Origin of the sequence: Pseudarthrobacter sp. J47 (assembly GCF_049810315.1) — a bacterium.
Taxonomy (GTDB): Bacteria; Actinomycetota; Actinomycetes; order Actinomycetales; family Micrococcaceae; genus Arthrobacter.
The window spans coordinates 1447973-1469776 of sequence record NZ_CP187358.1; the positions used below are offsets into that span (position 1 = coordinate 1447973).

The 21804-nt window shown below is 62.6% G+C and carries 14 protein-coding genes and 3 rRNA genes; 16 read left to right on the top strand and 1 reads right to left on the bottom strand.

The genetic code is table 11. The annotated features are described in order from the left end of the window. Window positions 1-55: 55 nt before the first annotated feature. The 6 genes from ACPJW8_RS06565 (at window position 56) to rrf (ending at window position 10400) form a co-directional block, all read left to right on the top strand. Window positions 56-712, top strand: coding sequence for a DNA-3-methyladenine glycosylase (locus ACPJW8_RS06565; RefSeq protein WP_330187002.1), 657 nt, complete (start codon window positions 56-58; stop codon window positions 710-712). Between the two features lie 96 nt (window positions 713-808). Next, complete coding sequence (locus ACPJW8_RS06570) at window positions 809-3037, top strand: HelD family protein (RefSeq protein WP_330187003.1); 2229 nt, start codon at window positions 809-811, stop codon at window positions 3035-3037. Between the two features lie 35 nt (window positions 3038-3072). Continuing rightward, on the top strand, window positions 3073-4380 hold the full coding sequence (gene tyrS, locus ACPJW8_RS06575; RefSeq protein WP_330187004.1) for a tyrosine--tRNA ligase: 1308 nt from the start codon (window positions 3073-3075) through the stop codon (window positions 4378-4380). Between the two features lie 505 nt (window positions 4381-4885). Continuing rightward, window positions 4886-6418 (top strand): 16S ribosomal RNA (locus tag ACPJW8_RS06580). 531 nt (window positions 6419-6949) lie between these two features. Next, a 23S ribosomal RNA gene (locus ACPJW8_RS06585) occupies window positions 6950-10077 on the top strand. A gap of 206 nt (window positions 10078-10283) precedes the next feature. Beyond that, window positions 10284-10400, top strand: a 5S ribosomal RNA gene (gene rrf / locus ACPJW8_RS06590). Together the 16S, 23S and 5S rRNA genes form the textbook arrangement of a ribosomal RNA operon. Before the next feature lie 236 nt (window positions 10401-10636). Here the strand turns inward: rrf and ACPJW8_RS06595 are convergent. Next, the gene (locus ACPJW8_RS06595; RefSeq protein WP_330189584.1) at window positions 10637-11707 is read right to left on the bottom strand and encodes a hypothetical protein; all 1071 of its coding nucleotides are present in this window, start codon (window positions 11705-11707) and stop codon (window positions 10637-10639) included. On the opposite strand from ACPJW8_RS06595, the gene ACPJW8_RS06600 reads away from it, so the two are divergent. From ACPJW8_RS06600 to ACPJW8_RS06645, 10 genes are all read left to right on the top strand, one after another. Next, window positions 11660-12505: a hypothetical protein gene (locus ACPJW8_RS06600; protein WP_330189585.1), complete on the top strand. Its 846-nt coding sequence runs from the start codon at window positions 11660-11662 to the stop codon at window positions 12503-12505. The two genes, ACPJW8_RS06595 and ACPJW8_RS06600, sit on opposite strands and share 48 nt — an antisense overlap. 5 nt (window positions 12506-12510) lie before the next feature. Beyond that, window positions 12511-13518, top strand: coding sequence for an HAD-IIA family hydrolase (locus tag ACPJW8_RS06605; protein WP_330189586.1), 1008 nt, complete (start codon window positions 12511-12513; stop codon window positions 13516-13518). A gap of 16 nt (window positions 13519-13534) precedes the next feature. Further along, the gene (locus ACPJW8_RS06610) at window positions 13535-13837 is read left to right on the top strand and encodes a hypothetical protein (RefSeq protein ID WP_330189587.1); all 303 of its coding nucleotides are present in this window, start codon (window positions 13535-13537) and stop codon (window positions 13835-13837) included. Beyond that, complete coding sequence (locus ACPJW8_RS06615; protein ID WP_330189588.1) at window positions 13809-14651, top strand: TlyA family RNA methyltransferase; 843 nt, start codon at window positions 13809-13811, stop codon at window positions 14649-14651. The genes ACPJW8_RS06610 and ACPJW8_RS06615 overlap by 29 nt, the downstream gene beginning before the upstream one ends. A gap of 56 nt (window positions 14652-14707) precedes the next feature. Then, on the top strand, window positions 14708-15748 hold the full coding sequence (locus tag ACPJW8_RS06620) for an NAD kinase (protein ID WP_330189589.1): 1041 nt from the start codon (window positions 14708-14710) through the stop codon (window positions 15746-15748). A gap of 3 nt (window positions 15749-15751) precedes the next feature. Next, window positions 15752-17491: a DNA repair protein RecN gene (gene recN, locus ACPJW8_RS06625; protein ID WP_330193003.1), complete on the top strand. Its 1740-nt coding sequence runs from the start codon at window positions 15752-15754 to the stop codon at window positions 17489-17491. Between the two features lie 184 nt (window positions 17492-17675). Next, on the top strand, window positions 17676-19160 hold the full coding sequence (locus ACPJW8_RS06630) for a DUF1538 domain-containing protein (RefSeq protein WP_330193004.1): 1485 nt from the start codon (window positions 17676-17678) through the stop codon (window positions 19158-19160). Further along, window positions 19157-19507, top strand: coding sequence for a P-II family nitrogen regulator (locus ACPJW8_RS06635; RefSeq protein WP_330189592.1), 351 nt, complete (start codon window positions 19157-19159; stop codon window positions 19505-19507). Before ACPJW8_RS06630 ends, ACPJW8_RS06635 begins: the two co-directional genes overlap by 4 nt. 34 nt (window positions 19508-19541) lie before the next feature. Then, window positions 19542-19931, top strand: a complete 390-nt coding sequence (locus ACPJW8_RS06640; protein ID WP_330189593.1) for a CBS domain-containing protein — start codon at window positions 19542-19544, stop codon at window positions 19929-19931. An 87-nt stretch (window positions 19932-20018) separates the two neighbouring features. After that, entirely contained in the window at window positions 20019-21782 is a 1764-nt protein-coding gene (locus ACPJW8_RS06645; protein WP_330189594.1) for a CTP synthase, read from the top strand. Window positions 21783-21804 lie beyond the last annotated feature (22 nt).

Sequence of the window (21804 nt, forward strand, 5' to 3'; positions counted from 1 at the left end):
AGCGGAAATCGGACACGGCCGTGGGCATCGTTAGGGCTCCGGTTAGAGTCGAGGGATGAGCGAACCGAATGGCCTGGTGGGCAGCCCTGGGATGGTCCGGGACCTGTTGTCCGAGGATGCGCGCGTGGTGGCGCCCCGGCTGCTGGGTGCCGTACTGACCCATCACGACCACGCCGGAACGGTGTCCATCCGGTTCTCGGAGGTGGAAGCGTACCTGGGGCCGCGGGATTCGGAATTCCCGGATCCTGGATCGCACACCTTTCGCGGCCGGACCCCGCGCAACGCCCCCATGTTCGGGCCTCCGGGCCATTTGTACGTCTATTTCACCTACGGGCTGCACTATTGCGCCAACATCGTCTGCGGCCCCGAGGGCACGGCGTCGGCGGTCCTGCTCCGTGCGGGCACGGTGGTGGACGGCCTGGAGCTCGCCCGCGCCAGGAGGCCGGTGTCCAAGCGCGACGTTGACCTTGCCAGCGGTCCGGCCAGGCTCGCCACTGTCCTTGGACTCACGACGGCGGACAGCGGCAGGGACGCCCTGGCGCACCCTTTCGAGCTGGTACTTCCCTCACAGCCGGCAGGGGAGGTTATGACCGGACCCCGGGTGGGGGTTGCCGGCCATGGTGGTTCCGAGCAGTATCCGTGGCGGTTCTGGCTGCCGGAGGATCCAACGGTCTCGCGCTATAAGGCGGCACGCCCCCGGCAGGTGCCATGACCCGTGTGTTGAGGCAAAATCAGGGCAGTTTCCGCCGTGTTAATCAAAATGGCTGTAGAATGGACGGTCCGTATTTTGCGATAGGGGAACGCCTCAATGCTCGACGCTGATTTGGTCCACGAACGGACCTATGTTGCCGGTTTGTACGCCCGCCTGGATGAGCTGCGTGCCGAGAAACGGGACCAGCTGGCCTCGGTCCGGCGTGCCGGCGGCCGCGGGACCATGCAGAACGTTTCGGAACGTGACGCGTTCGCTGCCCTGTACGAGGACCGCCTGGCCCAGCTTGACGCCGTCGATGACCGCCTCGTTTTTGGACGCCTGGACCTGGATTCCGGGGAAGCCCAGTACATCGGCAGGATCGGCCTCACCACCGAGGACCTGCAGCGGCTTATGGTGGACTGGCGTGCGCCGGAGGCCGGCCACTTCTACCAGGCCACCGCGTTCGACAGGCAGGGCGTCCGGCGCCGTCGCCACCTGATCCTGCAGGGCCGTGACGTCAAGGCCATCGAAGATGACGTCCTGGATCCGGACATGCTTTCCGACGCCGATTCGCTCCAGGGTGAGGGCGCGCTGCTGGCGGCCTTGAACTCCAAGCGCACCGGGCGGATGTCGGACATCGTTGGCACCATCCAGTCCGAACAGGACCGCATCATCCGGTCCTCCATCTCCGGAGCCCTGGTGGTCCAGGGCGGGCCCGGTACGGGCAAGACCGCCGTGGCACTGCACCGTGCCGCCTACCTGCTGTATACCCACCGTGAGCGGCTGAAGACCGCGGGCGTGCTGCTGGTGGGGCCGTCGTCGTCGTTTATGAAGTACATCGAGCGGGTCCTGCCGTCCCTCGGCGAGACCGGCGTAGTGATGGCCAGCCTTGGCCGCCTGATGCCCGGAATCCACGCCGTTGCCGAGGCCGAAGGTTCCGTGGCCGCGCTCAAGGGCCGGCTGGACATGGCTGACGTGGTGGCCAACGCCGTCGCCAACCGTCAGCGCCTTCCGGCGGAGAACCGCATCCTGGAGGTGGACGGCCGCAAGCTGGTCCTCACCCCGCGCCAGGTGCGCCGTGCCCGGGAACGCGCGCGTTCCACCGGCAAGCCGCACAACGAGGCCAGGGTCACGTTCGTCAAGATCCTGCTTCGTGAACTTACCGAGCAGCTCACGGAGATCGTGGAGGCCGGCAGCCTGGGGAACAACGCGGACCGGTCCTACCTGGCAGAGGACGTCCGCAGCGCCAAGGATGTGCGGATCGCCTTGAACCTGTGCTGGATGCCCATGACGCCCACCAAGCTCATTTCCGAATTGTTCAGCAAGCCCAACATCCTCGAAGCCTGCACGCCCCACCTGACGCCCGCAGAGCGCGCGCTCCTGGCCCGCCCGGCGGACGCACCCTGGACCGAATCCGACGTGCCGTTGCTGGATGAGGCGGCGGAGCTGCTGGGAGAGCTGGATCCTGCGGCCGGCCGTGGCCTGGCGCAGCAGGAAAGCGACCGCGCCCGCGACCTCGCCAATGCCAAGCAGACGCTGGTCAACATGGAAGCTGCCGGCTACAACGTCATGATGTCCGCAGAAGAGCTGATGGACCAGAACCAGGAACGCGAGACCCGCCAGACGGCGGCTGAGCGGGCTACCAGCGACAGGACGTGGGCGTTCGGCCACATCGTGGTGGACGAGGCGCAGGAGCTCTCGCCCATGCAGTGGCGGCTGCTGGTCCGGCGCTGCCCGCTGAAGTCCTTCACCATCGTCGGCGACATCGCGCAGACCAGCTCAGTGGCCGGCGCCAACTCGTGGCAGTCGGCGCTGGGTCCGCTCTTCGGCGACCGCTGGCAGATGGAGGAATTGACTGTTAACTACCGGACGCCGTCGCAGATTGCAGAGGCCGCGGTCCGCATGGCCAACGCCGCCGGCCTTGTGGTTTCCGCTCCCAAGGCGGTCCGCGAAGGCCAATGGTCACCGGTTATTGACCGTGTTGCGCCCGAGGCCATAACTGACCGGTTGCTTGAAGTTCTGCCGGAAGAGCTGGAAATGCTCGACGGCGGCCTCCTTGCCGTTATTGCCGAAGGCGGGCTGCTGGAGCAGGCAACGGCGGCACTGCGCAGTGTCTATGGCAAACGCCTGGGCACGGGGGCCGGCAGTTACGAGCAGGACATCGTGGCCATCAGCCCGCGCGAGGCCAAGGGCCTGGAGTTCGATGGCGTGATCATCCTGGAGCCTTCGGACCTGCTGAACCAGGAGCACGGGCGCGTGGGCGATCTGTATGTTGCCATGACCCGGCCCACGCAGCGGCTGCGGCTCATTGCGTCCGGAGAGGTCCCGGCGGGCATCGAAGGCTGAGCCCGGGCGGCACGATTCCTGCTAACTTAGGAGTCGTGCCGCAACTGAACAGCCTCGAGTCCCAGCAGAACGACGCCTCTTTCGCCAACATCTGGCAGGAACTGAAATGGCGCGGTCTGGTTCACGTATCCACCGACGAAGCCGAGCTGGAAAAACTGCTCTCCGGTGATCCGATCACGTATTACTGCGGATTCGACCCCACCGCACCGAGCCTGCACCTGGGAAACCTGGTGCAGTTGCTGGTGCTCCGCCGCCTGCAGCTCGCCGGTCACCGGCCGCTGGGGCTGGTTGGCGGCTCCACCGGACTGATCGGGGATCCGCGTCCGACGGCGGAACGTACCTTGAACACCAAGGACACAGTTAACGAATGGGTTGGCTACCTCCAGGGCCAGGTCAGCCGTTTCCTCAGCTTTGAGGGCGCGAACCCGGCCCGGATCGTGAACAACCTCGACTGGACCGCGCCGCTGTCCGCCATCGACTTCCTCCGCGAGATCGGCAAGCACTTCCGCGTGGGCACCATGCTCCGCAAGGATGCCGTGGCATCACGGCTGAACTCCGAGGAAGGCATCAGCTACACGGAGTTCAGCTACCAGATCCTGCAGGGCATGGACTACCTTCAGTTGTTCCGTGATTACGACTGCGTCCTGCAGACAGGCGGTTCTGACCAGTGGGGGAACCTGACCAGCGGAACCGAGCTGATCCGCAAGGTTGAGGGCAAGAGCGTCCATGCCCTGGGTACCCCGTTGATCACCAATGCCGATGGTTCCAAGTTCGGCAAGAGCGAGGGCAACGCCATCTGGCTGGATCCTGCCATGTGCAGCCCTTACGCCTTTTACCAGTTCTGGGTGAATACTGCGGACGCCGACGTCGTGGACCGGCTCAAGATCTTTACGTTCCTTTCGCGCACGGAGATTGAGTCGCTGGCCCAGGAAGTTGCCGATCGTCCCTTCGCCCGCGAGGGCCAGCGCCGCCTGGCCTTTGAAGTGACCTCCCTGGTGCACGGTGTGGAGGCAACCGAGAAGGTCATCGCTGCTTCGGCTGCTGTGTTCGGCAACGGCGATCTTTCCGTCCTGGACGAAGACACCCTTGCTGCCGCGACGTCCGAGCTTCCCTCGGTTGCCGTGGACCGGGCCGGCCTTGGCATTATCGATCTCCTGGTGGCCTCGGGTCTTTCCGACAGCAAGTCAGCTGCCCGCCGGACCGTGGGGGAGGGCGGCGCTTACGTCAACAATGCCAAGATCTCCGATCCGGAAGCCGTGGTTGACGCCAGCCAGCTGCTGCACGGCAAGTACCTGTTGCTGCGTAAGGGCAAGAAGAACCTGGCTACCGTCCAGGTCGCCTGACCGCCCCGGCAGGACCCCCAGCACCTCCCGTTACACGCTCTCCCTGGCCGATTTGCACGGCCGTGGGGGAGCGTGTAATGTTTTCTGAGTTGCCGCCGATAAGAGCGGGAACCACCCCCACCAAAGACGAAGCAATTCAGCCTGCGGATAACGCAGGATTGAAAGGTTGCTTCGTATTTTGCTGGGGAAATGCTTTTCCAAGAGTGAATATCCGGTAAATATCCGGATTTGCGAAATGAAAAAGTATGAAATAAGATTGAAACATCGCAGCGAAGAAATACGGAAATAAAAATTCTTTGAATTGATTCCGGGAAGTATTCGAATGTGTCTGTTGTTTGAGAACTCAATAGTGTGCCAAGTTTATTGATACCGATTTTTTATGAATTGGTTGATTTGCCAGGCTGTGCCGCCCCTGTGGTGTGGTCTGGTTTTTTAGCTGGTTTCAAATTTTGTGCAGCCTTCTGTCCGCGTTGTTTCCGTGGTGGTTGGTTGTGTCTGTTTTACTTCAACGGAGAGTTTGATCCTGGCTCAGGATGAACGCTGGCGGCGTGCTTAACACATGCAAGTCGAACGATGAAGCCAGCTTGCTGGTGGATTAGTGGCGAACGGGTGAGTAACACGTGAGTAACCTGCCCTTGACTCTGGGATAAGCCTGGGAAACTGGGTCTAATACCGGATATGACTCCTCATCGCATGGTGGGGGGTGGAAAGCTTTTGTGGTTTTGGATGGACTCGCGGCCTATCAGCTTGTTGGTGAGGTAATGGCTCACCAAGGCGACGACGGGTAGCCGGCCTGAGAGGGTGACCGGCCACACTGGGACTGAGACACGGCCCAGACTCCTCCTACGGGAGGCAGCAGTGGGGAATATTGCACAATGGGCGCAAGCCTGATGCAGCGACGCCGCGTGAGGGATGACGGCCTTCGGGTTGTAAACCTCTTTCAGTAGGGAAGAAGCGAAAGTGACGGTACCTGCAGAAGAAGCGCCGGCTAACTACGTGCCAGCAGCCGCGGTAATACGTAGGGCGCAAGCGTTATCCGGAATTATTGGGCGTAAAGAGCTCGTAGGCGGTTTGTCGCGTCTGCCGTGAAAGTCCGGGGCTCAACTCCGGATCTGCGGTGGGTACGGGCAGACTAGAGTGATGTAGGGGAGACTGGAATTCCTGGTGTAGCGGTGAAATGCGCAGATATCAGGAGGAACACACCGATGGCGAAGAAGGCAGGTCTCTGGGCATTAACTGACGCTGAGGAGCGAAAGCATGGGGAGCGAACAGGATTAGATACCCTGGTAGTCCATGCCGTAAACGTTGGGCACTAGGTGTGGGGGACATTCCACGTTTTCCGCGCCGTAGCTAACGCATTAAGTGCCCCGCCTGGGGAGTACGGCCGCAAGGCTAAAACTCAAAGGAATTGACGGGGGCCCGCACAAGCGGCGGAGCATGCGGATTAATTCGATGCAACGCGAAGAACCTTACCAAGGCTTGACATGAACCGGTAACGTCTGGAAACAGGCGCCCCACTTGTGGTCGGTTTACAGGTGGTGCATGGTTGTCGTCAGCTCGTGTCGTGAGATGTTGGGTTAAGTCCCGCAACGAGCGCAACCCTCGTTCCATGTTGCCAGCGCGTAATGGCGGGGACTCATGGGAGACTGCCGGGGTCAACTCGGAGGAAGGTGGGGACGACGTCAAATCATCATGCCCCCCTATGTGTCTTGGGCTTCACGCATGCTACAATGGCCGGTACAAAGGGTTGCGATACTGTGAGGTGGAGCTAATCCCAAAAAGCCGGTCTCAGTTCGGATTGGGGTCTGCAACTCGACCCCATGAAGTCGGAGTCGCTAGTAATCGCAGATCAGCAACGCTGCGGTGAATACGTTCCCGGGCCTTGTACACACCGCCCGTCAAGTCACGAAAGTTGGTAACACCCGAAGCCGGTGGCCTAACCCCTTGTGGGAGGGAGCTGTCGAAGGTGGGACCGGCGATTGGGACTAAGTCGTAACAAGGTAGCCGTACCGGAAGGTGCGGCTGGATCACCTCCTTTCTAAGGAGCACCTACAGATCATTGCTGCCGCGTATGTGGTGGTGGGGGTTTGTCAGGAGTATATGCCCGTTGCGCAGACGCAAGTTCTGCGGCGGGTGCTCATGGGTGGAATATCAATGAATAGGCATCTGGCGGCGTGTGCTGCCGGTTAGTACGGATTCCCTTTTCGGAGGTGTCCTGGAACGCTGGTGGTGCGGGTTTGCCGGGTGGTGTTTGGCACACTGTTGGGTCCTGAGGCAACAGGGCCGTGTGGTTTTCCGCTCCTTTTATGGGTGCGGGGGGTTGGCGCGGGTTTGTTTGTTTCTGGTTTCCTGGCTGCATCGATCATGCACTTGTTGTGTGTGGGGTGTGTGGTTTGGGGTTGTTGTTTGAGAACTACATAGTGGACGCGAGCATCTTTTATAAGAAGCAATTTCCAAGAATATGAACCTGGATCTGGCTGCGCGTGATGGTACTGCCTTTGGGTGGTGTTGTTGGGTGTGGTTGGTTTTCATGGTTCTCTCGAGAAAAGTGTTTTGTTTTGATCTTTGTGGTCAAGTTTTTAAGGGCACACGGTGGATGCCTTGGCATTAGGAGCCGAAGAAGGACGTGGGAATCTGCGATATTCCTGGGGGAGTCGATAACCGGACTTTGATCCCAGGGTCTCCGAATGGGGAAACCCCGCCAGACGCGCGAGTGATCTGGTGACCCGTATCTGAACACATAGGGTACGTGGAGGGAACGCGGGGAAGTGAAACATCTCAGTACCCGCAGGAAGAGAAAACAATAGTGATTCCGTTAGTAGTGGCGAGCGAACGCGGATCAGGCTAAACCGTTCCATGTGTGATAGCCGGCGGGCGTTGCATGGTCGGGGTTGTGGGACTTTCCGTACTGTCTCTGCCGGGGCAGTGGGGTGTGATGTGCTGGCATAGGTGAACGGTCTTGAAAGGCCGGCCGTAGAGGGTGTGAGCCCCGTAACCGTAATGTTTGGTACCGCCCGGATGAGTATCCCAAGTAGCACGGGGCCCGAGAAATCCCGTGTGAATCTGTCAGGACCACCTGATAAGCCTAAATACTCCCTAATGACCGATAGCGGACCAGTACCGTGAGGGAAAGGTGAAAAGTACCCCGGGAGGGGAGTGAAACAGTACCTGAAACCGTGTGCTTACAATCCGTCGGAGCAGTCTTAGTTACTGTGACGGCGTGCCTTTTGAAGAATGAGCCTGCGAGTTAGTGTTACGTCGCGAGGTTAACCCGTGTGGGGAAGCCGTAGCGAAAGCGAGTCTGAATAGGGCGTTGCAGTGGCGTGATCTAGACCCGAAGCGAAGTGATCTACCCATGGCCAGGTTGAAGCGACGGTAAGACGTCGTGGAGGACCGAACCCACTTCAGTTGAAAATGGAGGGGATGAGCTGTGGGTAGGGGTGAAAGGCCAATCAAACTTCGTGATAGCTGGTTCTCCCCGAAATGCATTTAGGTGCAGCGTTGCGTGTTTCTTGCTGGAGGTAGAGCTACTGGATGGCTAATGGGCCCTACAAGGTTACTGACGTCAGCCAAACTCCGAATGCCGGTAAGTGAGAGCGCAGCAGTGAGACTGTGGGGGATAAGCTTCATAGTCGAGAGGGAAACAGCCCAGACCACCAACTAAGGCCCCTAAGCGTGTGCTAAGTGGGAAAGGATGTGGAGTTGCGGACACAACCAGGAGGTTGGCTTAGAAGCAGCCATCCTTGAAAGAGTGCGTAATAGCTCACTGGTCAAGTGATTCCGCGCCGACAATGTAGCGGGGCTCAAGTACACCGCCGAAGTTGTGGCATTCAGATAGTAGACAAGCCTTCGTGGTTCAGTCGTCTGGATGGGTAGGGGAGCGTCGTGTGGGCAGTGAAGTCGCGGTGTAAACCAGCGGTGGAGCCTACACGAGTGAGAATGCAGGCATGAGTAGCGAAAGACGGGTGAGAAACCCGTCCGCCGAATGATCAAGGGTTCCAGGGTCAAGCTAATCTGCCCTGGGTAAGTCGGGACCTAAGGCGAGGCCGACAGGCGTAGTCGATGGACAACGGGTTGATATTCCCGTACCGGCGAAAAACCGCCCATGTTGAACAGGGGATACTAACTGCCCGAGACCTGCCCGATCACCCTTGTGGTGTGAGGGTTTTGGTGGAGCGCAGGACCTGATCCTGGGAGGCAAGCGTATACAACAGGTGTGACGCAGGAAGGTAGCCGAGCCGGGCGATGGTTGTCCCGGTCTAAGGATGTAGGGCGAACGGTAGGCAAATCCGCTGTTCATGATGCCTGAGATCTGATGGGACCCCCGTATGGGGGGATTTGGTGATCCTATGCTGCCGAGAAAAGCATCGACGCGAGGTTTTAGCCGCCCGTACCCCAAACCGACACAGGTGATCAGGTAGAGAATACTAAGGCGATCGAGAGAATTATGGTTAAGGAACTCGGCAAAATGCCCCCGTAACTTCGGGAGAAGGGGGGCCCCAACCTTGAACACCACTTGCTGGTGGGAGGGGATCGGGGCCGCAGAGACCAGGGGGAAGCGACTGTTTACTAAAAACACAGGTCCGTGCGAAGTCGCAAGACGATGTATACGGACTGACTCCTGCCCGGTGCTGGAAGGTTAAGAGGACCGGTTAGCCTCACGGCGAAGCTGAGAATTTAAGCCCCAGTAAACGGCGGTGGTAACTATAACCATCCTAAGGTAGCGAAATTCCTTGTCGGGTAAGTTCCGACCTGCACGAATGGAGTAACGACTTCCCCGCTGTCTCAACCATAAACTCGGCGAAATTGCAGTACGAGTAAAGATGCTCGTTACGCGCAGCAGGACGGAAAGACCCCGAGACCTTTACTATAGTTTGGTATTGGTGTTCGGAGTGGCTTGTGTAGGATAGGTGGGAGACGTTGAAGCCCGGACGCCAGTTCGGGTGGAGTCATCGTTGAAATACCACTCTGGTCACTTTGGACATCTAACTTCGGCCCGTAATCCGGGTCAGGGACAGTGCCTGATGGGTAGTTTAACTGGGGCGGTTGCCTCCTAAAAAGTAACGGAGGCGCCCAAAGGTTCCCTCAGCCTGGTTGGCAATCAGGTGTCGAGTGTAAGTGCACAAGGGAGCTTGACTGTGAGAGAGACATCTCGAGCAGGGACGAAAGTCGGGACTAGTGATCCGGCGGTACATTGTGGAATGGCCGTCGCTCAACGGATAAAAGGTACCTCGGGGATAACAGGCTGATCTTGCCCAAGAGTCCATATCGACGGCATGGTTTGGCACCTCGATGTCGGCTCGTCGCATCCTGGGGCTGGAGTAGGTCCCAAGGGTTGGGCTGTTCGCCCATTAAAGCGGTACGCGAGCTGGGTTTAGAACGTCGTGAGACAGTTCGGTCCCTATCCGCTGCGCGCGCAGGAAATTTGAGAAGGGCTGTCCTTAGTACGAGAGGACCGGGACGGACGAACCTCTGGTGTGTCAGTTGTACTGCCAAGTGCACCGCTGATTAGCTACGTTCGGATGGGATAACCGCTGAAAGCATCTAAGCGGGAAGCCCGCTTCAAGATGAGATTTCCATACACCTCGTGTGTGAGAGGCCCCCAGCCAGACCACTGGGTTGATAGGCCGGATGTGGAAGCGGGGACTAAAGACCCGTGAAGCTGACCGGTACTAATAGGCCGATAACTTACACCACACCACCACTGCGTGAACCCATACTTCAAAAGGGGTTCACACCAAAACAGTTGGTGACGATCAATGAATGCTTGCGTCCACTATGTGGTTCCCAAACAACAAACCCGGCCCGGGTTTGCTGCCACGGAACCAACCAACTGAATACAACACCACATGTTGTAACCACAAAACTTCCCACACCCCCAACGGGGTGACGGGTAAAAGGGTTACGGCGGTCATAGCGTGGGGGAAACGCCCGGTCCCATTCCGAACCCGGAAGCTAAGACCCACAGCGCCGATGGTACTGCACCCGGGAGGGTGTGGGAGAGTAGGTCACCGCCGGACAAACATTCAGGCCAGGCCCCGGAGAACCAACCGTTCCCGGGGCCTGACCCATTTAACACACAAACCACCTAACCACCCCCTGTTGCGGAGCCCACGCTGGGTTCGGTCATGGGCTGGTGGTGTCTCGCCTAGAATTGGATGAGACGTTTGGGCCTGTGCCGGATCACTGGAGCCAGGCCCGGTAGGAAAAAACAACATAATGATGAGGACGGCTGCAAGTCATGCCTGCAGGCGGCTCACAACAGGAGGAATCCATCATGGCTGAGCACGACGGCGGCAACCGAGGCGCGAACTCCGGGAACGAGCGCCGATCCCATGGTGGTGCCTTCCGCGGTGCCAACAACTCCGGTGGCCAGCCGCGCGGCTTCCGCGACCGGGAGGGTGGCGGCCAGCCCGATCGTCCGCGCCGTGAGGGTGATGGCGAGCGTCGCTCGTTTGGCGATCGTGACAACCGCGGTGAGCGTAAGCCCTTTGGTGACCGGCCGCGTCGCGAAGGCGACGGCGAGCGTCGCTCCTTCGGCGATCGCGATAACCGCAAACCGTATGGTGACCGGGACAACCGTGGTGAGCGTAAGCCGTTCGGTGACCGGCCGCGCCGTGAAGGCGACGGCGAGCGTCGCTCCTTCGGCGATCGCGATAACCGCAAACCGTATGGTGATCGTGACAACCGTGGTGAGCGTAAGCCGTTCGGTGACCGGCCGCGCCGTGAAGGTGACGGGGAGCGTCGCTCGTTTGGCGACCGCGACAACCGTGGTGAGCGCAAGCCGTTCGGAGACCGTCCGCGCCGCGAAGGCGACGGGGAGCGTCGTTCCTTCGGTGACCGCGACAACCGTAAGCCTTATGGCGACCGTGACAACCGTGGTGAGCGCAAGCCCTTCGGAGATCGCCCACGCCGTGAAGGCGACGGCGAGCGTCGTTCCTTTGGCGACCGCGACAATCGTAAACCGTATGGCGACCGGGACAACCGCAAGCCGTTCGGAGACCGTCCGCGCCGTGAAGGCGACGGCGAGCGTCGCTCCTTTGGCGACCGCGACAACCGCGACAACCGCGGCCCCCGCCAGTATGGTTCCGACCGGGCCGAGCCGCGCCCGGTACGCGTTCCCAACGCGGCGGACCTGCGCAGTGCCAACCGTCCTGACCGCGAGCGTTCGCCGGAGATCGATGAGGACGTCACAGGCAAGGAGCTTGACCGCGCCACCCAGCACCAGATCAAGACCCTCGAAGGCACCAGCGCCGAGTGGGTCGCGAAGCACCTGGTAATGGCCGGCCGGCTCATCGACATCGAACCTGAGCTGTCGTTCCAGCACGCCCTTGCTGCCAGCCGTCGTGGCGGGCGCCTGGCTGTTGTGCGCGAAGCCGTTGGCCTGACCGCCTACGCCGCCGGCCACTACGGCGAGGCCCTCCGCGAATTCCGCACCTACCGCCGTATCAGCGGCTCGAACGTGCACCTGCCTGTGATGGCCGACTGCGAGCGTGGCCTTGGCCGCCCGGACCGTGCCCTGGACGTTGCGCGTTCCGAGGAAGCCAAGGACCTGGACGCCCCGGGCAAGGTGGAACTGGCGATTGTCGCTTCGGGTGCGCGCTCGGATCTTGGCCAGCTGGATGCTGCCATTGCCGAACTCGAGATTCCGCAGCTGGATATCAACCGTGCGTTCTCCTACAGCCCCCGGCTTTTCCGTGCTTACGCGAACGCCCTGACCGCAGCCGGACGCGAACAGGAAGCTGTGCGTTGGGAGAAGCAGGCCGTCGTCGCTGAAAACGCCCTGGGCGTTGGTGTTGACGAGGAGCCGGAGATCATGGACCTCGGCTGGGACCAGGAAGAAGAAGAGCGCGAGGAGAAGGAACGACGCCGGCGCCTCGCCGCAGTGCCTTCCGCATCGCGCGAACCCGCTCCGGCAGCCGCGGCAGCAGCAGTCCCCGCAGCCGAGGCGGCAGGCGTTGCCGGCGCCGAGGCCCAGGAAGTCCGGAACGAGCTGGGCGACAACGCTGACGACGCTGACGCCGCAACGTTCGAATCGGATGACCTTGAGTCCGATGAGGACTCGGTGGAGCAGGACGAGCTTGACGAAAACCAGGACGAAAACGCCCAGGACAAAGAGGACTGACCCGGATGCCGGCGTTGATTTCCGGGTTTGATGCAGTCCTGGCGGACCTGGATGGCGTTGTCTATGCCGGTCCGCACGCCATTCCCGGCGCGGTTGAGTCGTTGCAGGCTCTGGCCGGGCACGGCGTGGGGCTGGGGTACGTCACCAACAATGCGTCCAGGTCTCCCGCCCAGGTAGCCGCCCACCTTCGGGAACTTGGTGCGCCTGCCGAAGATGAGCAGGTGGTGAGTTCCTCCCAGGCCGCGGCGGCTCTGCTGGCGGACATGCTTCCTGCAGGTTCCCACGTACTGATCACCGGAAGTCCGGCGCTTGCGCACGAGGTTGAACTGGTGGGGCTCCGTCCGGTGCACAGCCAGGCGGAGAACCCGGTGGCTGTGGTGCAGGGCTTCAACCCGGAGATCGGCTGGAAGGACCTGGCCGAGGCCGCTTACGTGATCTCTGCCGGAGCGGCGTGGGTGGCCACCAACACTGACATGTCCATCCCGCAGGCGCGGGGGATCGCCCCGGGGAACGGCACGCTCGTTGCCGCAGTGGCGTCGGCTACGGGCATTGTTCCCACGGTGGCCGGCAAGCCGGAGGCCCCGCTGTTCCACACGGCTGCCCGGCGGCTTGGGGCACGGCGGCCGCTGGTAGTGGGCGATCGCCTGGACACTGACATCCTGGGCGGCAACCGGGCAGGCTTTGCTACAGCGGCAGTGCTCACCGGCGTCGATACCCGTGAATCGATCCTGGCCGCGAAGACTGCCGAACGGCCCACGTACCTGTTGGCGGATCTCACCGGCTTCTACAGCCCCTACCCGGATGTAGTGGACGACGCCGGGACGTTCCGTTGTGGTGCCGCGGCGGCCAGTGTGAGCGGGGAGACAGTGCGCATCGAGGGTTCGGTGGATGACCTCGATTCCTGGCGTGCCGCCTGCGCCGCATGGTGGGCGGCCAACCCGGTGGCAGACTCGCCCAGGGCACCAAAGCTTGCCTGGACGGCCCCTGTTAATGACCGGCTGCCTACTGCATAGTCATTAGACTGGAGCAATGACTGAGCTGAACCCACCTGCCGCCGAGGCTGTACCGGACTGGCCACACCTGGACCATCACGGGCATAACCCGGAGGCCGGCGGGGACGCCGCAGTGTCCCGTGCAGTTGCGCCGCTTCAGGAGATTCCGGATCTTCCCGTGGCGGATCACCCTGAGCGTTTTGCGCAGATGCACGACGCCCTGCTGGAAGCCCTGAACAGCGAGCCCGCGCTGAACAGCGAACCAGCCCTGTACACCGCGGTGAACGAACAGACAGCACAGGATCCTGCCAATGACGCCCCGCGTCCGGGCGGGCGCTGACGTGGCCCGTCTGGACCAGGCGTTGGTGGCCCGGGGACTGGCCCGTTCCAGGACGCACGCGGCGGCCCTGATTGCCGAGGGAAAAGTCAGTTCGGATGGCAACGTACTGAACAAGGCTTCACTTCAGGTGGACGACGCCCGCAGCATCGACGTCGCCGCTGACGAAACCGATTCCTACGTCAGCCGTGCCGGCCACAAACTGGCGGGCGCCCTGGATGCGTTCTCGCAGGTCGACGTCGCCGGGAAACGGTGCCTGGACGCCGGTGCCTCCACGGGCGGTTTCACTGAAGTGCTGCTGAGGCGCGGTGCCGCACACGTGGTGGCTGTCGACGTCGGGCATGGCCAGCTGGTACCCCAGCTCCGGGACGATCCCCGCGTGGCCGTCCATGAGGGCCTCAACGTCCGCTACATGAATGCGGAGGACATCGGCGGACCGGCAGCGGTGACCGTTGCGGACCTGTCCTTCATCTCGCTGACCCTGGTGATGCTGCCGCTGGGATTGAGCACCCAACCCGGCGGAGACCTGGTGCTGATGGTCAAGCCACAGTTCGAGATCGGCAAGGACCGGCTGGGACGGACCGGAGTGGTCACCTCGGAGCGGGAACGCCGGATGGCCGTGGAAAAGGTGGCCAATTCCGCGCTCGACGCCGGCCTGGAACTCCGTGGGCTGGCGGCAAGTCCGTTGCCGGGCCAGGACGGAAACGTCGAATACTTCCTGTGGATAAAGCGTCCAATGTCACATGTGGTGCCTAAGATCGAGGAGCGGGAGGCGGCAATTGCCGGCCTGCTCGGACAGGTCTGGCAACAGTCCTGAACGCGAAGGTTCCACACAGCAACGATTCCACCCACAACCCACAAGAGAGCGAAGCGATGAGCAGGCGTGTACTGATCCTTGCCCACACCGGCCGGGAGGAATCACTGAAGGCCGCGTGGGAGGCCTGCGTGCAGCTGCATGCCTTCGGGATTGTGCCGGTGATGCAGGATTCCGAACTGGATGACATGGTGCGCTTCTTCGGCCGGCTGGAGCAGCCGGTTGAGGTCCTCCACGATCACGTCCAGCTGCCGGACGTTGAGCTGGTGATGGTCCTGGGCGGCGACGGCACCATCCTGCGCGCGGCGGAACTGGTCCGCGAAGTGGACGTCCCGCTGCTGGGCGTGAACCTTGGCCACGTGGGATTCCTGGCGGAAAGCGAGCGGGCGGACCTGGCCCAGACCGTCGAGTGGATCGCCAGCCGCGAATACACGGTTGAGGAACGCATGACCATCGACGTCCAGGTCTGGGTCCGTGGCAGCAAGATCTGGCACACGTGGGCCCTGAACGAGGCCGCCATCGAGAAGGGCAACCGGGAGCGGATGCTGGAAGTGGTCACCGAAGTGGATGAGCGCCCGCTGACGTCCTTCGGCTGTGACGGCGTGGTCCTGGCAACGCCTACCGGCTCCACCGCCTATGCGTTTTCCGCCGGCGGTCCCGTTGTGTGGCCGGAAGTGGAAGCCCTGCTGATCGTGCCCATCAGCGCGCATGCGCTCTTCGCCAAACCCCTGGTGGTTTCGCCCCGGTCCCGGCTTGCCGTGGAAGTGCTTAACCGCACTGACGCCTGGGGCGTGCTGTGGTGCGACGGCCGCCGTTCCGTTGACCTGCCGCCGGGATCCCGGGTGGAAGTAACCAAGTCCGCCACGCCGGTCCGCCTGGCCCGGACCCACCAGACTCCGTTCTCCGGCCGCCTGGTCCGCAAGTTCGAGCTTCCCATCCATGGCTGGCGGGGGCCGGTTGCCCAGGCTGAAGTGGTCCATACCGGTCCCATCCCGGTCATCCGCACCCCTCGCCCCATGCCGCCGCTGCCCTCGCCGCAAGCTGATCTTTCCCCGGACACAGACCTGCCAGAAGAAACTGACCCTCCGAAAGCACAGTGACCCATGCTTGAAGAACTGAGAATCAGAGACCTCGGCGTCATTACGGACGCCACCCTCCCGCTGGGCCCAGGCCTGAGCGTGGTTACCGGCGAGACAGGTGCCGGTAAAACGATGGTGGTTACCGCCGTCGGACTCCTGCTGGGCGCCAGGGCAGACGCCGGTGCCGTCCGGAGCGGGGCGAAGAACGCCAGCGCGGAGGCTGTGGTGAAGCTCGACGCCGGTCATCCCGCTGTGTTGCGGGCAACGGACGCCGGTGCTGACGTGGAAGAGTTCGACGGCGGCTCGGAGCTGATCCTCGCCAGGCGCCTGGGTGCCGACGGACGCAGCCGCGCGTTCCTGGGCGGCCGGGCCGCGCCGGTGGGTGTCCTGGCCGAGATCGGTGAGTCGCTGGTGGTGGTGCACGGCCAGTCGGACCAGATCCGGCTCAAGGGCGCAACCGCACAGCGCGGCGCACTGGACAAGTTCGCGGGGGAGGCGCTGGCCGGTCCGCTGGCTACGTACCAGGCCCTGTACAGCCATTGGAAGGCCAGCCAGGCCGAGCTGGACACCCTGCGCAGTGCTGCCCGGGACAGGCTGCGTGAGGCGGAGTCCCTGGAGATCGCGCTGGCAGAGATCGACGAGGTGGACCCGCAGCCGGGCGAGGACGAGTCACTCAAGGCCGAAGCCGTCAAGCTCGCCAACGTCGAAGAACTCAGGATTGCTGCCAACACGGCCCACCAGGCCCTGATCGCCGAGGACTTCGGTGATGCCGGAGACGCCACCACCCTGGTGGATTCGGCCAAGCGAACGCTGGAACACGTGGCTGAGCACGATGCCGAGCTGGGTTCGGCTGCTGCCCGGCTGGCGGAGGTCGGCTTCCTGCTCAATGACATCGCCACCGAACTGGCCAGCTACCAGGCAGGGCTTGATACCGAAGGCCCGGAGCGGCTGGCCGAGATCGAAGACCGCAGGGCTGCGCTGGCCAAACTGGTCCGCAAGTATGCGCCCAGCATCGATGAGGTGCTGGTCTGGGCAGAGAACGCCCGGGTCCGCTTCGATGAACTGCAGGACGATTCCACCCGGATCGAAGCCCTGGACGCGGAAGTGGTCCGCGCCGGGGCCGAGCTGCAGAAGCAGGCCGCGGCCATCAGCAAGATCCGTGCCAAGGCGGCCAAGGACCTCTCCGCCCGGGTCAGCGCGGAGCTCAAGGCCCTGGCCATGGCGGATGCCACGCTGGTCATCAACCTTGAGGCGGCCGGCCAGCTGGGACCGCATGGTGCCGACGACATCAGCTTCCTGCTCCAGCCGCACTCCGGCGCGCCGGCCAGGCCATTGGGCAAGGGGGCATCCGGCGGTGAACTGTCCCGGGTGATGCTGGCCATCGAAGTGGTGCTCGCGGCCGTGGACCCGGTGCCCACGTTTGTCTTCGACGAGGTTGACGCCGGTGTTGGCGGGCGGGCCGCCGTCGAAATCGGCCGAAGGCTGGCCATGCTGGCGCAGCACGTGCAGGTCCTGGTGGTCACCCACCTGCCGCAGGTTGCGGCGTTCGCGGACCAGCACATCACCGTGACCAAAACGTCCGTCAGGGGAGCCGACGGCGGTACGGCCACCGGGTTCACCTCCAGTGACGTCCGGCTGCTTGACGGCACGGAGCGGGTCCGGGAACTGGCCAGGATGCTGGCCGGCCAGGAGGATTCCGAATCAGCCCAGGCCCACGCCCAGGAACTGCTGGACGACGCCAAGCTCCTGCCCCAGCGGGCCTGACACCCGGGCCCGACGCCCGCGCCTGACACCCGCGCCTGACACCCGCGCTGACACCCGGGGCCGACGCCCCCGGCGGCCGCTCGGCTGCCCGCTGCCGCCAAGCCAGGGGATGGACACTGTTCCGGCTGTCCGGCAAACTGGGACGTCCCCGATACTCGCAGGCATCTGACCGGGGAGAGGCCGGATGGAGCACCTCAGCAGGTTCACGGCGGAATTCTTCAAGGCGCTCAGGAACCTGCTGCCCATTGTGGTTGTAGTCGTGGTCTTCCAGGCATTTGTTTTCCGGTCCATGCCGCAGGATCCGTTGGCCCTGGTGGCTGGCCTGCTGATTGTGGCGGTGGGCATCGCCCTGTTCCTCCAGGGGCTGGACCTTAGCATTTTCCCCGTGGGCAAGAACCTGTCCAACCAGTTTGTCCGCCGCGGGGCGCTTAAGCTGCTGCTGCCGTTCGGATTTGCCATTGGCTTTGCTGCTTCGGTTGCCGAACCCGCCGTTCTTGCCGTAGCCGAGCAGGCCCAACATGTCAGCGGCGGCCGGATCGACAGCGTTGGTTTGCGCTTTGTCATAGCCGCATCGGTAGGGCTGGTCATGGTGGCCGGGATTTTGCGGGTGTTGCGGGGATGGGCCGTCCACCGGATACTGATCGGCGGTTACGCCGTGGTGCTGGGGCTGACGTATGTGGCCCCGCCTGAGATTGTGGGCCTTTCCTATGATTCAGGCGGAGTGACCACCAACATCGTCAGTGTTCCGCTGATCGCCGCCATCGGTTTGGGCCTGGCCAATTCCATCAGGGGGCGCAGCCTCCTGGCGGACGGCTTCGGCCTGGTGGCACTGTGCGTTATGGTCCCCATGATCGGGGTCCAGCTGTACGGCATCTGGGTTTACAACTTCGGCGGCGGTGCCGCGGTGCTGCCAGTGGGGGAGTCCGGGGAGGATCCCACTGACTGGGTGGCCGGAATGATCTTCGGCCTGGCCGGGATGATCCGTGAAGTCCTGCCGATCGTGGGGGTGGTCCTGTTTTTCCAGTTCGTTGCGCTCCGGCGCCGGCTGGCTCATCCGCTGCGGGTCGGTGTGGGCTTTGTGCTGGTCCTGGTGGGCCTTTACGCCTTCGTCGTTGGCCTGAGGCTGGGGCTGTTCCCGCTGGGGACGCTGATGGCCGAGCAGCTGATCCGGCAGGCCAACCCCGTACTGATCCTGCTTTTTGCGTTTCTCATCGGTTTCGCAGTCACCATGGCCGAACCGGCGTTGGTGGCCATCGGCGAACAGGCACAGGACGCGGCGCCCGGAAGAATCAGTGCATCCGCCCTCCGGATCATCGTCGCGCTCGGGGTTGCCCTGGGGATTGCGTTTGGCGCCTTTCGCATCCTCATCGGTGGACCGTTCCACTACTTCATCATGGTGGCCTACGCGGTGGCGATCGTGCTGGTTTTCTGTACACCCAAGTACATCGTGGCATTGGCTTTCGACCTGGGCGGCGTCACGACGTCGGAAGTCACCGTCCCGCTTGTCACTGCCCTGGGCATCGGGCTGGCCGCCACGGTTGAAGGGCGGGACGTCCTCATCGACGGGTTCGGACTTATTGCCTTCGCCTCCATCTTCCCTGTCATCGCTGTCATGGTGTATGCCATGGTGATGGAAGGATTTCCCCGGCTCCGAAAGGAAGCGCCGTGAAGTTCACAGCAATAGTTGTCATAGCTCCGGACGAGCTTGAGGAACGGGTGATTAAACACGCCCAGCGCTCAGGCGCAACGGGGGTGACCATCCTGCCCGGCAAAGGCATCGGCGGGGAGGCCAGGAAGACGTTTTTCGGGCTGACTTTTGAAGGCGCCCAATCGGTCCTGCTGATGGTGGTGGGCAATCATCTGACCGCTCCCATCCTGAAGGAACTCCATCAGGTGCTGGTGAAGGACAACGAATCACGCGGGCTCGCCTTCGCGATCCCCATTGAGCACCTGACGGGAATCGACCTGCGGCAGGTGGTCCGGTTCGAAGAGCACCTGCGACGCGAGGGTTCCTGAAGCCGGCCCGGAAAAAAACCAGGAGGAAAATGCGATGCTCACGGTCAAAGATGTGATGGTGCCCAAGGTGGTTACCATTTCCCCCTACAGCTCCCTGCGTGAAGCTCTTTCGGCGATGAAGGAGAACGCGGTCAAGAGCCTGGTGGTCGAACCGCAGCACCCCCATGACGCGTACGGGATGCTGAGCTACAGGGAACTCCTGCAGACTGTGGTGGCGGAAGAGGGCGATGTGGACCTGCTCAACGTCTACGACGCCGCAACCATTCCGGCCATTACCGTCAACGAGGATCTGTCCGTCCGGCAGGCAGCAACGCTGATGAGCCGGTATGACCTGAGCAGGCTGGTGGTGGTGGAGGGGAACAAGCTGGTGGGGCTGCTCGCCATGAACGACATCCTGGCCCGGCTGATGGATGACCTGACCTAGGAGTGGTCACCCCTTGATCGCAGGCCTCCGGCCCGGCACACTGAATCATTTGGGAAATGTCCCACCGGCCAGTGGAAGGCTCAATTGATGATAAGCTCGAATTCCGTGGTGCAGCGATCAAATTCCCGTGTAAATTCCCGGTTCCCGGGCTCGTCCAAGACGACCAAACACATCTTCGTCACCGGTGGTGTGGCGTCCTCGCTCGGTAAGGGACTGACGGCTTCGAGCCTCGGCCACCTCCTGCGGGCACGCGGCTTGTCTGTAACTATGCAAAAGCTCGATCCCTACCTGAACGTGGATCCGGGCACGATGAACCCCTTCCAGCACGGCGAAGTCTTTGTCACTGACGACGGCGCCGAGACAGACCTGGACATCGGGCACTACGAACGCTTCCTTGACGAAAACCTCGAAGGATCAGCGAACGTCACCACCGGGCAGGTCTACTCCACGGTGATTGCCAAGGAACGCCGCGGCGAATACCTCGGCGACACCGTCCAGGTCATCCCGCACATCACCGATGAAATCAAGCGCCGCATGCGGCTTCCCGCCGAGGGCAAGAGCGCGCCGGACGTCATCATCACTGAGATCGGCGGCACCGTTGGAGACATCGAGTCCCAGCCGTTCCTCGAATCCGCCCGCCAGGTCCGCCAGGACATCGGCCGCGGCAACGTTTTCTTCCTCCACGTCTCCCTGGTCCCGTACATCGGCCCGTCCCAGGAACTGAAGACCAAGCCCACGCAGCACTCAGTCGCCGCGCTGCGTTCCATCGGTATCCAGCCGGAAGCGATCGTCATCCGCTCGGACCGCGAGGTACCCGATGCCATGCGCGAGAAGATCGGCCGCATGTGTGACGTCGATATCGACGCCGTGGTTAACGCCGCAGACGCCCCCAGCATCTACGACATCCCCAAGACCCTGCACTCCCAGGGCCTGGACTCCTACATCGTCCGCGCCCTGGACCTGCCGTTCAAGGACGTTGACTGGACCAGCTGGGACAGGCTGCTCGAGGCAGTCCACAACCCGAAGCACCACGTGGAAATCGCGCTGGTTGGCAAGTACATCGATCTCCCGGACGCCTACCTGTCCGTCACGGAGGCCCTGCGCGCCGGCGGTTTCGCGAACGAAGCCAAGGTCAAGATCCGCTGGGTCCCCTCGGACGAGTGCGAAACCCTCGAAGGTGCCCAGAAGTCCCTGGCCGGCGTGGACGCCATCTGCGTTCCGGGCGGCTTCGGCATCCGTGGCCTCGAAGGCAAGCTGGGCGCGCTGAAGTTCGCCCGCGAAACCAAGCTGCCGGTGCTGGGCCTCTGCCTGGGCCTGCAGTGCATGGTTATCGAATATGCCCGCAACGTGGTTGGCCTTGAAGGCGCGTCTTCCTCCGAGTTCGAGCCCGATTCCAAGTATCCGGTGATTGCCACCATGGAAGAGCAGCTGGACATCGTCGAAGGCAAGGGAGACCTGGGCGGCACCATGCGCCTGGGACTCTACGAGGCCAAGCTTGACGCCGGCTCCGTGGTTGCCGAAACCTACGGTGCCACCACCGCCAGCGAGCGTCACCGCCACCGCTACGAGGTCAACAACAAGTACCGCGAGCAGATCGCTGCCGAAGGCCTGGTTTTCTCCGGTACGTCCCCGGACGGCAAGCTCGTCGAATACGTTGAGCTGCCGCGCGAGGTGCACCCGTACTACGTCGCAACCCAGGCCCACCCGGAACTGAGCTCGCGTCCCACCCGCCCGCACCCGCTCTTCGCCGGGCTGGTCAAGGCCGCGCTGGACCACCAGAACGGTCCCGCAGCCCAGGCAGCAGAGCCGGTTGCCGCCGTCGGGAAGTCCCGCGCGGCTGCAGCCAAGTAGACACCACAAACAAAGGACGGCG

Bases quoted from the DNA above. Each gene is read 5' to 3' on its own strand.
- ACPJW8_RS06565 (WP_330187002.1), top strand. From the start codon at position 56: ATGAGCGAACCGAATGGCCTGGTGGGCAGCCCTGGGATGGTCCGGGAC.
- ACPJW8_RS06570 (WP_330187003.1), top strand. From the start codon at position 809: ATGCTCGACGCTGATTTGGTCCACGAACGGACCTATGTTGCCGGTTTG.
- ACPJW8_RS06600 (WP_330189585.1), top strand. From the start codon at position 11,660: ATGGCCGGCCGGCTCATCGACATCGAACCTGAGCTGTCGTTCCAGCAC.
- ACPJW8_RS06605 (WP_330189586.1), top strand. From the start codon at position 12,511: ATGCCGGCGTTGATTTCCGGGTTTGATGCAGTCCTGGCGGACCTGGAT.
- ACPJW8_RS06610 (WP_330189587.1), top strand. From the start codon at position 13,535: ATGACTGAGCTGAACCCACCTGCCGCCGAGGCTGTACCGGACTGGCCA.
- ACPJW8_RS06615 (WP_330189588.1), top strand. From the start codon at position 13,809: ATGACGCCCCGCGTCCGGGCGGGCGCTGACGTGGCCCGTCTGGACCAG.
- ACPJW8_RS06620 (WP_330189589.1), top strand. From the start codon at position 14,708: ATGAGCAGGCGTGTACTGATCCTTGCCCACACCGGCCGGGAGGAATCA.
- recN (WP_330193003.1), top strand. From the start codon at position 15,752: ATGCTTGAAGAACTGAGAATCAGAGACCTCGGCGTCATTACGGACGCC.
- ACPJW8_RS06630 (WP_330193004.1), top strand. From the start codon at position 17,676: ATGGAGCACCTCAGCAGGTTCACGGCGGAATTCTTCAAGGCGCTCAGG.
- ACPJW8_RS06640 (WP_330189593.1), top strand. From the start codon at position 19,542: ATGCTCACGGTCAAAGATGTGATGGTGCCCAAGGTGGTTACCATTTCC.
- ACPJW8_RS06645 (WP_330189594.1), top strand. From the start codon at position 20,019: ATGATAAGCTCGAATTCCGTGGTGCAGCGATCAAATTCCCGTGTAAAT.